At 67.6% G+C, this 13,937-nt stretch carries 12 protein-coding genes; 9 read left to right on the top strand and 3 right to left on the bottom strand.

Going from position 1 to position 13,937, the window contains the following annotated elements; all coding sequences use genetic code 11:
- Window positions 1–9 precede the first annotated feature (9 nt).
- The 3 genes from ctrA to KK7_RS0110620 form a co-directional block, all read right to left on the bottom strand.
- Window positions 10–717, bottom strand: a complete 708-nt coding sequence (ctrA, locus tag KK7_RS0110630; protein ID WP_010544632.1) for a response regulator transcription factor CtrA — start codon at window positions 715–717, stop codon at window positions 10–12.
- 134 nt (window positions 718–851) lie between these two features.
- Window positions 852–1,922: an AI-2E family transporter gene (locus tag KK7_RS0110625; protein WP_010544631.1), complete on the bottom strand. Its 1,071-nt coding sequence runs from the start codon at window positions 1,920–1,922 to the stop codon at window positions 852–854.
- Window positions 1,919–2,830: a LysR family transcriptional regulator gene (locus tag KK7_RS0110620; protein WP_010544630.1), complete on the bottom strand. Its 912-nt coding sequence runs from the start codon at window positions 2,828–2,830 to the stop codon at window positions 1,919–1,921. Before KK7_RS0110620 ends, KK7_RS0110625 begins: the two co-directional genes overlap by 4 nt.
- Before the next feature lie 113 nt (window positions 2,831–2,943).
- Between KK7_RS0110620 and KK7_RS0110615 the strand changes: the two genes are divergently transcribed.
- From KK7_RS0110615 to KK7_RS0110575, 9 genes are all read left to right on the top strand, one after another.
- Window positions 2,944–3,642: a pirin family protein gene (locus KK7_RS0110615; RefSeq protein WP_010544629.1), complete on the top strand. Its 699-nt coding sequence runs from the start codon at window positions 2,944–2,946 to the stop codon at window positions 3,640–3,642.
- A gap of 57 nt (window positions 3,643–3,699) precedes the next feature.
- On the top strand, window positions 3,700–4,302 hold the full coding sequence (gene wrbA / locus KK7_RS0110610; RefSeq protein WP_010544628.1) for an NAD(P)H:quinone oxidoreductase: 603 nt from the start codon (window positions 3,700–3,702) through the stop codon (window positions 4,300–4,302).
- Between the two features lie 120 nt (window positions 4,303–4,422).
- Window positions 4,423–5,082 (top strand): RluA family pseudouridine synthase, encoded by a 660-nt coding sequence (locus tag KK7_RS0110605; RefSeq protein ID WP_029623173.1) that lies wholly within the window; start codon window positions 4,423–4,425, stop codon window positions 5,080–5,082.
- Entirely contained in the window at window positions 5,075–5,476 is a 402-nt protein-coding gene (arfB, locus tag KK7_RS0110600; protein ID WP_010544626.1) for an alternative ribosome rescue aminoacyl-tRNA hydrolase ArfB, read from the top strand. The genes KK7_RS0110605 and arfB overlap by 8 nt, the downstream gene beginning before the upstream one ends.
- Before the next feature lie 83 nt (window positions 5,477–5,559).
- The gene (locus KK7_RS0110595) at window positions 5,560–6,045 is read left to right on the top strand and encodes a GAF domain-containing protein (RefSeq protein ID WP_010544625.1); all 486 of its coding nucleotides are present in this window, start codon (window positions 5,560–5,562) and stop codon (window positions 6,043–6,045) included.
- Window positions 6,046–6,337: 292 nt separating this feature from the next.
- Window positions 6,338–9,049, top strand: coding sequence for a TonB-dependent receptor (locus KK7_RS0110590; RefSeq protein ID WP_010544624.1), 2,712 nt, complete (start codon window positions 6,338–6,340; stop codon window positions 9,047–9,049).
- A 245-nt stretch (window positions 9,050–9,294) separates the two neighbouring features.
- Entirely contained in the window at window positions 9,295–11,631 is a 2,337-nt protein-coding gene (locus tag KK7_RS0110585; protein WP_010544623.1) for an alpha-N-acetylglucosaminidase, read from the top strand.
- Window positions 11,628–12,776: an acyltransferase family protein gene (locus KK7_RS0110580; protein ID WP_010544622.1), complete on the top strand. Its 1,149-nt coding sequence runs from the start codon at window positions 11,628–11,630 to the stop codon at window positions 12,774–12,776. The genes KK7_RS0110585 and KK7_RS0110580 overlap by 4 nt, the downstream gene beginning before the upstream one ends.
- Window positions 12,777–12,779: 3 nt before the next feature.
- Window positions 12,780–13,874, top strand: coding sequence for an ATP-grasp domain-containing protein (locus KK7_RS0110575; RefSeq protein ID WP_010544621.1), 1,095 nt, complete (start codon window positions 12,780–12,782; stop codon window positions 13,872–13,874).
- Window positions 13,875–13,937: the final 63 nt, after the last annotated feature.

Genomic DNA, 13,937 nt, shown 5'->3' with positions numbered 1-13,937 from the left:
ATCGGGTAATCAGGCGACCTGGGTATCCGCCTGGATCGCTTCGTCCGGCTCGCGCAGCACATAGCCGCGGCCCCAGACGGTCTCGATGTAATTGTCACCTTCGCAGGCCATGCTCAGCTTCTTGCGCAGCTTGCAGATGAACACGTCGATGATCTTGAGTTCGGGCTCGTCCATCCCGCCATAGAGATGGTTGAGGAACATCTCCTTGGTCAGCGTGGTGCCCTTGCGGAGCGAGAGCAGCTCCAGCATCGCATATTCCTTGCCGGTCAGGTGGACGCGGGCGCCGTCGACCTCGACGGTCTTGGCGTCCAGGTTCACCGCCAGCTTGCCGGTGCGGATCACCGACTGCGAATGGCCCTTGGAGCGGCGCACCACGGCGTGGATGCGGGCGACCAGCTCCTCGCGGTGGAACGGCTTGGTGACATAGTCGTCGGCGCCGAAGCCGAACGAGCGCACCTTCGAATCCATTTCGTTGATGCCGGAGAGGATCAGCACCGGGGTCTGCACCCGCGCGGTGCGCACCTTCTTCAGCACGTCATAGCCGTGCATGTCCGGCAGGTTCAGATCGAGCAGGATGATGTCGTAATCATACAGCTTGGCGAGGTCCAGGCCTTCTTCGCCCAGGTCGGTCGTGTAGACATTGAACCCTTCGCCCGAAAGGATCAGTTCGATCGCCTTGGCTGTGCTAGGCTCGTCTTCGATCAGCAGCACGCGCATTGCCGGTTCCCCTGTCCACACCACCCGCCGTAGCCCCGATGCCCGACGCGCTTGGACGTTCATTAACCTAAGCGTCAATGAAGCCGAAAGGTTAATTTCTCGTAAGCCGGCGGGTTCCGCAAGCCCCGTGGAATCTACGCATCGGGCCGAAACGGAGGTTCCCTATCGTGCGGGCGGACCTCGATATTCTCGCCCAGAACCTCGCGAAGATACAGGCTTCGCACCAAAGTGAATATAACCACGAGCAGCGCGGCGGAGAAGAACAGGCCGAACAATCCGAAGACGAAGCCGATGCCGATGATCGCGAACAGCGTGACGGCGGGCGGGATGGCGATCACCCGGCTCTGCACGAAGGGCGTGAGGAAATTGGTCTGCACGATTCGCACGCCGGCGAAGACGAGCAGGCACCCGATCAGCGAGCCCGGCCCGCCGGTCGCGGCCAGCCCCAGCGCGGGCAGCATCGCCGCGGTGGGCCCCACATAGGGGATGAATTCGCTGAGCCCGGCCAGCAGCCCCAGCGCGGCGGGCGACGGCACGCCTGCGATCCACAGCCCCACGCCCACCAGCAGGCCCATGCTGGTCATCAGGATCAGCTGGCTGCGCAGCCACAGCCGCAGCGTGGTCCCCACATCGGCGAGCGCGTCCGCAACCGCGTCGCGCTGATTGCCCTTCGGCACCAGCAGCAGCACGCCGCGCAGATACACCCCCGGATCGGCGGCGATGAACAGCGCGCCGACCAGCAGCAGCAGCGAATTCAGGAACAGCTCGAACGAACCCAGGGCGAAGCCGCTGGCGTCGCGCGCCACGCGCGATCCGGCGAACGCCGCCTCGGCCGCGTCGTACAGCTTGGCGGCCACCGGGCTGCCCTGCGCCCATTGCTCCAGCCGCGCGATCAGCTGCGGGATCGAACGCACCAGCGCTTCCACCTGCGGCCCGAACTGCACCGCGAACAGCCAGACGAGGAAGGCGATCGCCGCCACCACGCTCGCCATCGCCGCCACCACCGACCAGCGCCGGGGCACGCCCAGCTGCGCATAGCGATCGGCGATCGCGCGGATCACCACCGCGCCGAGCACCGCGCCGAAGGTCAGGATCAGCAGGTCGGCGGCGCGCACCAGCGCCACCACCACCCCACCGACGGTGAGGAGGATCAGGACGCGGCGGACGAACCGCGCATCGGCTTCATCGGGGACGAGGCGCTTCACGCCGCTCGAACGCAGAGCGTGCGCAACCGCTCCGTCAGGAAGTCGATCAATGCCTCGACCCGCACCGGCCGGCGCGATCCGGGGGGCGTGACGAGGTGCAGCCCCACCGATCCGGCCACCCAGTCGGCCAGCACCGCTTCCAGCCGCCCGGCGGCAAGCTCGGCATCGACGAGGAAGCCCGGCAGCCGGGCGATGCCCAGCCCGGCGCGCAGCGCCGGCAGCATCGCCTCGCCATTATCGGTGCGCAGCGGCCCGTCCACCCGCACCGCCGCTTCCTCGCCGCCCGCCTTCTTGAAGCGCCACACGCCCGGCGTCGCGGTGTTGGTATAGACGAAGCAGGCATGGCGGGCGAGATCGGCGGGATGCTGCGGCCGCCCCTCGCGCTCGAAATAGCCCGGCGCTGCCACGACATGGATGGTCACGGGCCCCAGCCGCCGCGCGCGCAGCGAGCTGTCGGGCAGCTCGGCGATGCGCAGCGCCACGTCTATCCCCTCGCCGACGATGTCGATGAACGCATCGGAGAGCGTCAGTTCCACCTTGATCTGCGGGTGCAGCGCCATGAACTCGGCAATCAGGCCCGACAGGTGCCGCGCGCCGAAGGTGAGCGGCGCCGCCAGCCGCACCACGCCGGAGGGCGCGCTGGCGCTTTCGAACGCCGCCTCCTCCGCCGACTGACCGTCTTCCAGGATACGCTGGGCATGTTCGGCGAGCTGCTGGCCACTGTCGGTCAGCGTCAGCCGCCGCGAGGTGCGGTGGAACAAGGCGGTGCCGAGCCGCTCTTCCAGCCGGGTGATCGCCTTCGAAACTGTCGCCTTGGAGACCCCCAGCGCCAGTGCCGCGCCGCTGAACGAACGGTGCTCCACTACGCTGGCGAACACCGCCCAGGCCTCGAAATCCGGTAGCTTCATCCCGCACCTCCTGCTGCATCGGAAGCCATATCACGAAACGATCAGTTTCCAACGTTTCCGTTTACGCGCCGATCGGGCTGCCTATCTTGGCGGCGACACATGGGAGATCAGCGATGATCGACAAACGCAGTTTCGAAAGCCTGGGCGGCGCCGATCACGGCTGGCTCAAGGCCAGACACCACTTCAGCTTCGCCGACTATTACGAGCCGTCCCGGATGGGCTGGGGCGCGCTGCGGGTGTGGAATGACGACGAGATCGCCCCCAATTCGGGCTTCCCGCCGCATGCCCACCAGAACATGGAAATCATCACCTATGTCCGCTCGGGTGCGATCACCCACCAGGACTCGATGGGCAACAAGGGCCGCACCGAGGCGGGCGACGTGCAGGTGATGAGCGCCGGCAGCGGCGTGCGCCACGCGGAGTACAACCTGGAGCCGGAGACCACCCGGATCTTCCAGATCTGGATCCTCCCGCGCGAGGCCGGCGGCCAGCCGAGCTGGGGCGCCAAGCCCTTCCCAAAGGGCGATCGCACTGGCCGCTTCGTCACGCTGGCCTCGGGCTTTGCCGACGACAAGGACGCGCTGCCGATCCGTGCCAATGCCCGCGTGCTGGGCGCCACGCTGAAGGCGGGCGAGAGCGTCCCCTATACCGTGGGTGAGGGTCGGCACGCCTATCTTGTACCGGCGGTGGGGTCGATCAGCCTTGCGGATGATCGCATCGACGCCCGCGATGGTGCAGCGCTCAGCGGTGGCCAGACCGTGACGATCACCGCGCTCGAAGACGCCGAGATCGTCCTCGTCGACACCGAGTGAGCTTTCCCGGGGGCGGCCCGCCCGCCCCTTTTCCTTCCTGCCGAAAGGACCGCAACCATGACCAAGATCCTCGTTCTGTATTACTCCTCCTACGGCCATCTCGCGACGATGGCCGATGCCGTCGCCGAGGGTGCCCGCAGCGCCGGCGCCACCGTCGACGTCCGCCGCGTCGCCGAGACCGCGCCGTTCGAAGTGGCGAAGGCCGCCGGCTTCCGCGTCGACGAGAGCCACCCGGTGCTGGACGACGTGAACCAGCTTGCCCAGTATGACGGCATCATCGTGGGCAGCCCCACCCGCTTCGGCCGCATGGCCAGCCAGATGGCGGCGTTCTGGGACAAGGCCGGCGGCGTGTGGTTCCAGGGGCAGCTGAACGGCAAGGTCGGCGCGGCCTTCACCTCCACCGCGTCGCAGCATGGCGGCCAGGAAACCACCCTGTTCTCGATCCTCACCAACCTGCTCCACTTCGGCATGACGATCGTCGGCCTCGACTATGGCTTCCAGGGTCAGGGCGGCGTTGACGAGGTGAAGGGCGGCGCGCCCTATGGTGCGACCACGATCGCCGATGGCGACGGCAGCCGCCAGCCGAGCGCGGTCGAGCTCGACGGTGCCCGCTATCTCGGCGCCCGCGTCGCGACCACCGCCACCAAGCTGAAGGCGTAACCCCCGAAGCGCGCGCCCGTAGCGTATCGCGCCGCGCACAACGACGGCCGGAGCTCCCCCTGCTCCGGCCGTTTTCGTTTCGGGGCTCGCGAATTGGACGCGGATCGCTATATCCCGCGCATGTTCAAGGACCGGGTACTCTTCATCGACGGCGAAGCGCTGATCATCGACAAGCCGGCGGGCCTCCCCGTCGATCGCCCGCGCGATCGCAGCGAGAGCCTGGAGGATCTGCTCGACCAGCTGACCTTCGGTTTCGAGCGCCTGCCCGTCCCCGTCCACCGGCTCGACCGCGATACCAGCGGCTGCCTGCTGCTCGCGCGCAATCCCAAGGCGATGAAGCGCTTCGGCCAGGCATTCGAAGCGGGCCAGGTCACCAAGCGCTATGTCGCGATCCTCGACGGCGTGCCCGAGCAGGAGAGCGGCGAGATCGACCTGCCGCTCGGCAAGGTCTCGACAATCGAGGAAGGCTGGCGGATGACGCACGACCCCAAGGGCAAGTCTGCGCGCACCCGCTGGAAGCGGATGGAGGTGCAGGACGGCCGCGCGCTGGTCGCCTTCTATCCCGAAACCGGCCGCACCCACCAGATCCGCGTCCATGCGCTGGAAGGCATCGGCATTCCGATCGTCGGCGATCCGGTCTATGGCCGCGGCGGCCCGGCGATGATGCTCCACGCCCAGTCCATCACCCTGCCCCGCCCCGGCAAGCCCGACGTGCACGGCGACGCCCCCCTGCCCGCGCGATTCCACCATATCGGCTTCGGCCGTCCGACCCATGGCTGAAATCCCCGACGCGGCGATTATCGAGGAGAAGTTTCTCGCCGCGACGGGGCCCGGCGGCCAGAACGTCAACAAGGTGGCGACGGCAGTGCAGCTGCGGGTGGACGTGTTCCGGCTCGGCCTGTCGCCCTATGCCTATGCGCGGCTCAAGGAACTCGCCGGCACGCGAATGACCTCGGCCGGCGAATTGCTGATCACCGCCCGGCAATATCGCACCCAGGACGCCAACCGCACCGACGCCCGCCAGCGCCTGTCCGACCTGATCGACAAGGCCCATGAACGACAGGCCAAGCGCATCAAGACCAAGCCGAGCAAGGCCGCCAAGGCCCGCCGCGTGGATGCGAAGAAGGGGCGATCGGCGGTAAAGGCGGGACGGGGCAAGGTCAGTTTCGACTGAGAATTGCAGCAAGCGCGTGCCGTCATCCCGGGGTAGCGCCCTGCCCCCTCGCACCCCGCCCCGCGATCCCCTACATCGCGCCCATGTACAGCTTCGACATCACCGCCGGCACCAAGGCCGAGCTCTACCGCGATCTCGCCGCCGCCCTCGATTCGCTGACCGCGAACGAGCCCGATCCGATCGCCAACATGGCGAACGTCTCCGCGCTGATCGGCCAGTATCTGCCCGATCTCAACTGGGCCGGCTTCTACCGCAACGTCGCCGACGAGCTGGTGCTGGGCCCCTTCCAGGGCAAGGCTGCCTGCATCCGCATCCCGTTCGGCAAGGGCGTGTGCGGCGCCGCCGCCGCGACTCGTGAGACGCAGTTGGTCGAGGACGTCCACGCCTTTCCCGGCCACATCGCCTGCGACGCCGCCAGCCGATCGGAGCTGGTGGTGCCGATCGTTCACCAGGGCGCGCTGCTCGGCGTGCTCGACCTCGACAGCCCCTTGCCGGCCCGCTTCGATGCCGGCGACGCGGCAGGGTGCGAGGCGCTGATGCGGATCCTGGCACCGCGTCTGACCGGTTGACCGGTTAGACACCACAATACCTCTGCAAGTCCAATTCACGCCGAGTGTGACCATTCGGCGACACCCTTTCGCTGCCCCTGTTAGATCAGTGACTTACCCCCGACACCTCTCTTTCCAAGTCGGTTCGGTCTTACAAAGAGGTAATACCAACACTTGTTTTTGTATTGAACTGGCCTTGACAACATAAGACCGATAGCAACCAATATGGCATTGCAGCGGCCCGATAAGATGCAACGGGAGGAACGGGGGCGCCGCGACACCGAGGGTCCGACGACAGCTACGGGGGTATAAAATGAAGACCGGGAAGATCGGCGCACAGGCTCGTGCGCTCACCAAGAGCATTTGGCTCGCGTCCGGCTGCGTGGCAGCGCTGGGCGCGGCAACCGCCGCACAGGCACAGACGACCGACAGCGCCGCGGCAGGCCAGGACGGCGGCGAGATCGTCGTCACCGGCATCCGCGCCGCCATCGACAACGCGATCGACGCCAAGCGCAAGGACACGCGCGTCACCGACGGCATCTCCGCCGAGGACCTGGGCAAGTTCCCCAGCGAGAACATCACCGAGGCGATCCAGCGCATCTCGGGCGTGCAGATGTCGAACATCAACGGGCGTGGTGCCACGATCAGCATCCGTGGCCTGGGCCCGCAATATGCGATGACCACGGTCAACGGCCAGACCTTCAAGAGCGCCGACTTCACCGACGGCTTCCGCTACGACATCATCCAGACCGAACTGGCCAACGCGATCCAGGTGATCAAGTCGCCCACCGCGGACATGGATGCCGGCGGCCTGTCGGGCACGGTCAACATCCAGACCACCAAGCCGCTCGACTATAAGGAGCGCCAGCTGGTCCTCTCGGTCAAGGGCCAGAACTCCGAATATGCCGGCGGCAAGATCACGCCGAAGATCAGCGGCAGCTATGTCGACCAGTTCGCCGACGGCACGCTGGGCGTTTACGTCAACCTCGGCTACCAGAAGCTGAAGGACCGCGCCGACTATTTCTGGATGGACCGCTGGGCGACCCAGACGATCAACGGCGCCTCGGCCTTCGTGCCCCGCCGCCCGCGCTACCGCCGCATCGACCGCGATACCGAGCGGCTGATGGGCAGCGGCGGCGTCCAGTGGCGCCCCAGCGACCGGATCGAGATCGATGCCAGCGCGATCTACGCCAAGGACATCACCGATTATGACGTGAACCAGCAGGTCTTTCTGTTCAACACGTCGCGCATCGCGGCGAGCAACGTGGTGGGCGGCGTCGCCACCAAGGCAACCGCCACCAACTTCACCATGGAGAACAACCGCCAGCACGAGGACCGCGACCTCGTCAGCCAGGGCTACACCCTGTCGGGCAAGTGGACCGGCGACAATGGCTGGTCGGCGCGCTCGGTGTTCAACTATACCAAGGGCAGCACCTACCAGAACGAGGCCGCGGCGATCCTTGGCGTCACCATCCCGACCGCGACGATCGACTTCACCGACTGGAAGTCGGTCAAGTACAGCGTCGGCACCAGCCTGACCAACACCGCGCTGTACGCCCCCACGGCGCTGAGCCGGAACGAGTATCCGAACGGCGCGACCCGCAAGATGGCGTCGACGGAAACCTCCGGCCAGGCGGATCTGTACAAGGAAGTGGCGCTCGGCCCGATCACCAAGCTGAACGTCGGCGCCAAGTACCGCCACGAAACCTTCGACCGCGACGTCAGCCGCCACGACATGATCGCGCTGCTTTCCAGGCAGCCAGCGCCGTCCAGCCCGATCTTCCCGGCGATGGCGACGACCAACTATCCGGTCAGCGGCTTCCTCAACGGCGATTCGGGCATTCCGGGCGCCTGGGTCGGTCCCGATCTCCAGGCCTATGACAAGGCGCTCGCGGCCGCCGGCATCGTGGTGCCGGACATCCCCGCACCCGAGGGCAGCTACAAGGTCGATCGCTTCATGCCGGCGGCCTATGTCATGGCCGACATCGACACCCGGCTCGGCGACATGACGCTGCGCGGCAATCTCGGCGTGCGCTACGAGCATACCAAGCAGAAGGTTCGCGGCAACGTCACCGCGCCGCGCACCGACGGCTATACCGAAGTGCAGCGCAAGATCGGCGACTATGCGATCGAGCAGAGCTACGACAATGTCCTGCCCAGCCTGAACCTGGTGCTGGAGCCGACGCGTACCGTGCAGGTCCGCTTCGCCGCCGCGAAGGTGCTGGTGCGCCCGATCATGGATTCGGGCACGTCGATGGCGCAGACCACCAGCAGCTCGCCCAACACCTCGCCGCCGGGCACCAGCACGATCACGGTTGATCTCGGCCAGGCGTCGCTGAAGCCGCTGACCGCGAACCAGCTCGACCTGGGCGTGGAATGGTACTTCACCCGCTCCAGCGCGATCGCGATCAACGGCTTCTACAAGTGGATCAAGAACGGCACCTTCTCGTCGCTGATCTGCCCGTCCTCGTTCAACGGCACCGCGCTCACCGCCACGGCCAATGACTGCGTCGACGCCAGCGGCAACAGCTACGACATCACCCAGACCCGCAACGATCCCAGCACCATCAAGGTGAAGGGCTTCGAGGTGAGCTGGAACCAGTCGTTCGACGATCTGCTGCCGGTGGACGGCTTCGGCATCCTCGCCAACCTGACGCGGGTCTATCCGCAGAAGGTGGCGATCGGCACCGGCTTCACGATCCGCAACCTGTCGAAGGTGACGTGGAACGTCTCGCCCTATTGGGAGAACGACCATTTCAACATCCGCCTGTCGGTGAACCATCGCAGCAGCTATGAGCAGAACGCCGCGGACAGCTTCTTCGCGCGGGAAGGCCACACCGTGCGCGGTCGCACCCAGTTCGATCTGAGCGGCGGCTATTCGCCGAACAGCTGGCTCAGCTTCGCGGCCGGGGTGATCAACCTCAACAACAGCCGCGAACAGGCCTATTTCCGCGATCCCGCCGTCTGGCAGGAAAGCAGCTTCTACGGCCGCAGCTTCTATCTGTCGGCAACGCTGAAGATGTAAGACCGACCATGTCGAGGAACTCCGTTCTCCCCTTACACCGTCATCCCGGCGAAAGCCGGGATCCATTCGCCGCTCGGCAGCGGCATGAATGGCAGCGGACGTGCCAATGGATTCCGGCTTTCGCCGGAATGACGGACGGGGTTGGTGCGCCGGGATCTCCCCGACACGCTTGACCGAATCTTTCACGGGGTGGGGACGCAACGGCGCACCCACCCCGCTTCCTTGTTGAGTGGAGTATTTCAGACGTGGCCGACACCGCCGCCCGCCGTCTCCGTTTCCTCGGCCCGGTCGCTGCCGGCCTTGTCCTGGCCGCGCCCGTCGCGGCGAATCCGGCCCGCCCGGCAGCACCCGCCGTCCACGCGTCCGCGGAGACCGCCGCCGCCCGCGCGGTGCTGACGCGCCTCGGCGTCGACACACGCCGGATCGACTTCCGCCTTATCCCTGCCGCCACCCCGCAATTCCGCGCCCGCACCGCCGCCGGCCGGCTGCGCATCGAAGGCACCTCGCCGGTCGCGCTGGTCCGCGGCGCCGCGCGCACGCTGGGCCGGCAGGGCAGCCTGTTCGTTTCCTGGGAAGGCGTACGCAGCCGCCCGCTGGCGCTCCGCGACGGCTATGACAGCGGCACCGTCGCCTCGCCCTTCTCGCTGCGCACCTATCTCAACACCTGCACCTATGGCTACACCACCCCCTGGTGGACCTGGAGCCGCTGGGAGCGCGAGATCGACTGGATGGCCGCGCACGGCGTCGATACGCCGCTGGCGATGGAGGGGCAGGAACATGTCTGGCGCGCGCTGTGGCGCGAGCAGGGCATGACCGACACCCAGATCGCCGCCAGCCTCTCCGCCGCGCCCTTCCTGCCCTGGCAGCGCATGGGCAACATCGCGGGATACCGCGCGCCGCTCTCGGCCAACTGGATCGAGAAGAAGCGCGTCCTGCAACGCCAGATCCTGGCGCGGATGCGCTCGCTCGGCATGAAGCCGATCCTGCCCGCCTTCTCCGGCTATGTGCCCGAGGCGTTCGCCAAGGCGCATCCGGAAGCGAAGATCTACCAGATGCGCCAGTGGGAGGGCTTCCCCGGGACCTATTGGCTCGACCCGTCCGACCCGCTGTTCGCCAGGCTCGCCGCGCGCTTCCTCCAGCTCTACACCGCGACCTACGGCCCCGGCGAATACTATCTCGCCGATGCCTTCAACGAGATGGTGCCGCCGATCGCCGAGGACGGCAGCGACGCCCGCGCCGCGACGTACGGCGACGCGATCGCCAACACCGCCGCCACCCGCGCCGCCGCGCTGCCCAAGGAGGTGCGCGACGCCCGGCTCGCGGCCTATGGCGAGCGGCTCTATCGCTCGATCACCGCCGCCGCGCCGAACGCGACCTGGGTGATGCAGGGATGGCTGTTCGGCGCCGACAAGGCGTTCTGGACGCCCGACGCGATCGCCGCCTTCCTCTCCAAGGTGCCTGACGAGCGCATGCTGATCCTTGATATCGGCAATGACCGCTATCCCGGCATCTGGAACGCGACCAGGGCCTTTTACGGCAAGGGCTGGGCCTATGGCTATGTCCACAATTACGGCGGCAGCAACCCGGTCTATGGCGATCTTGCCTTCTACCGCAGCGACATCACCGCCGCGCTGGCGAACCCGGGGCATGGCCGGATGCGCGGCTTCGGGCTGTTCCCGGAAGGGCTGCACAGCAACGGCATCGCCTATGCCTATGCGTACGACCTCGCCTGGGGCGAGATCGACGCGACCGGCAAGGCCCGCCCGCTCGATGCCTGGATCGGCGACTATACCCGCGCGCGCTACGGCAAGACCTCGCCCGCGCTGGTCGCCGCCTGGGACAAGGCGATCGCCGGCGCCTACACCACCCGCTACTGGACCCCGCGCTGGTGGCACGAACAGGCCGGTGGCTATCTATTCTTCAAGTTCCCCAGCCTCGACGGCGCAGACTATCCCGCCGCGCCGGGCGATCCCGCCGCGTTGCGGGCGGGTATCGAGGCGCTGCTCGCCCAGGCGCCGCAGCATGGCGGCGAGCCGCTCTACACCTATGACGTGGTCGATCTGGTCCGCCATTATGCCAGCGTGCAGCTGGACGACCGGCTGAAGACGGCCGTCGCCGCCTACAAGGCGGGCGACCTCGCCGCCGGCGACCGCGCCACCGCTGCCGCCGAACGGCTCGCCCGGCACATCGACGCGCTCGCCGGCAACCAGCAGGAAACGCTGGGCAGCTGGCTCGCCGACGCGGCCGCGTACGGCGACACGCCTGCCGAAAAGGCGGCGTTCGTCGAACAGGCCAAGGCGGTGGTCACCGTCTGGGGCGGCACCGGCCACCTTTCCGACTATGCCTCGCGCGCCTGGCAGGGCCTTTATGCCGGCTATTACTGGCCGCGCTGGCAGCGTTTCCTCGCGGCACAACGTGCCGCCGCCGCCGCGCACACGCCCTTCGACGCCAAGGCGACGAGCGACGCCATCCGCACCTGGCAGGCCGCCTGGCTGAAGGACGGCCGGATGTGGCCTCGCCAGCGCCCCGCCGCACCGCTAACGCTGGCCCGCACCCTTCTCGCCGAAAGCGACGCCCGATGACCGAGACCCAGGCCAACACTGTCGCCGCGCTCGCCGGCAAGCCGCGCTTCCTCGCGCTCGACGTCTTCCGCGGCGCCACCATTTTCCTGATGATCCTGGTCAACACCTCGGGCCCCGGTGCCGAGCCCTACCCGCAGCTGGTGCATGCGAAATGGATCGGCTTCACCCTTGCCGATCTGGTGTTCCCCACCTTCCTGTTCGCGATGGGCAATGCGATGAGCTTCGCCTTCCGCAAGCCGGTGGCGACCGGGCCCTTCCTCGCCCGACTGTTCCGGCGCGGCGCGATCATCTTCGTGCTCGGCTACCTGATGTACTGGTTCCCCTTCGTCGAGCAGGGACCCGATGGCTGGGCGCTGAAGCCCTTCGCGCTCACCCGCGTGCCCGGCGTGCTCCAGCGGCTGGCGCTCTGCTACGTACTGGCCGGGCTGATGATCCGCTGGCTCAAGCCCCGCCAGCTGCTGCTCGCGGGCATCGCCATGCTGCTCGGCTACTGGACCATCCTCCTCGTCTTCAGCCCGGCGGGCATGGCGTTCGACAAATACGCCAATATCGGCACCCAGATCGACCTGTGGCTGCTGGGGCCGGGCCATCTCTACAAGAAGGATGCGGGCTTCGATCCCGAAGGGCTGCTCGGCACCCTGCCCGCCACCGTCAACGTGATCGCCGGCTATCTGGCGGGCCTCGCCATCGTGCAGGGCGGCGACCTGCGCCGCACGGTGGGGCGGATGGCGCTGGTCGGCGCGGCGCTGGTGCTGGCCGGGCTTGCCTGGTCGCCCTGGTTCCCGATCGCCAAGAAGCTGTGGACCGGCTCCTATGTGCTGCTCACCGTCGGGATCGACCTGGTGCTGCTGGCCGGCGTGATCGGACTGATCGAGATCGCCGGCTTCAAGCGCGGAACCCGCTTCTTCACCATCCTCGGCCACAATCCGCTGGCGATCTACCTGTTCTCCGAGCTGTTCGTGACCGTGCTCAACATGATCCCGGCGGGCGGCGAGAGCGGCACCTACGAGGCGGCGGGTGTCGACGTGTTCCAGGCGATCGCGCCGGGACCGCTGGGGTCGCTGCTCTGCGCCTTCGCCTACACCATGCTGTGCTGGGCGGTGGGCTGGTGGATGGACCGCAAGGGGCTGATCCTCAAGGCCTGAACTTTGCGCCCCACCCGCGCGCTGGTCGAGGCCGCGGTGCCGCGCGGCGTGGTGGTTCGCGGCGTCGAGGAGGCGCTGACCGAGGCCAAGCGCCTGCGCTGGCCGCTGGTGGTGAAGCCGCTCGACGGCAATCACGGTCGCGGCGTTACCACCGGCATCGCCGACGCGGAAGCGCTGCACACCGCCTTTACGCTCGCCGCGCAGCACAGCCGCCGGGTGATCGTCGAGCAGCAGGTGCCGGGCAAGGACCACCGCATCCTGGTGGTGAACGGCAAGGTCGTCGCGGTCGCCGAGCGGGTGCCCGCCCAGGTGATTGGCGACGGCTTCCACTCGATCGCCCAGCTGATCGACGACCTCAACCAGGATCCCCGGCGCGGCACCGGGCATGAGAATGTCCTCACCCGCATCGTCATCGACCCGGCGATGCTGGCGCTGCTGGACAAGTCCGGCCGCACCCCCGCGACCATCCCGATGGCCGAGGAACGGGTGGTCCTGCGGGATACCGCCAATCTCTCGACCGGCGGCACCGCGTTCGATCGCACCGATGCGATCCACCCCGCCAATCGCGCCATCGCCGAGCAGGCGGCGGCGGTGGTCGGGCTGGACGTGTGCGGGATCGACTTGCTCTCGCCCGACATTCGCCGCCCGGTGCGCGAGACCGGCGGCGGCATCGTCGAGGTGAACGCCGCGCCGGGCTCCCGCATGCATCTGGAACCCTCCAGCGGCACGCCCCGCGACGTCGCCACGCCGGTGATCGACATGCTCTACCCGCGCGGCAGCCGTGCCCGCATCCCGATCTTCGCGATCACCGGCACCAACGGCAAGTCGACCACGGCGCGGATGGTGTCCCGGATCCTCTGCCAGGCCGGCAAGAATGTCGGGATGACGACGACCAGCGGCATCTATTTCAACGGCCATCTGATGACCGAGGCCGATGCCAGCGGCCCCAAAAGAGCGCGCGCACCGTCCTGCGCAATCCGGCGGTCGACGTGGCGGTGCTGGAGACGGCACGCGGCGGCATCCTCCGCGAGGGATTCGGCTTCGACGGAGCGGATGTCGGCGCGGTGCTCAACGTCACCGCCGATCATCTGGGGCTGAAGGGCATCGACACGGTCGAGGATCTCAGATCGGAAGAGCGGTTCAGCAGGAATGCCGAGACCG

The organism is Sphingomonas elodea ATCC 31461 (assembly GCF_000226955.1).
GTDB lineage: Bacteria > Pseudomonadota > Alphaproteobacteria > Sphingomonadales > Sphingomonadaceae > Sphingomonas > Sphingomonas elodea.
The sequence above is the reverse complement of the archived record's forward strand: the minus strand, read 5'-3'. Positions and strand labels throughout refer to the sequence as shown.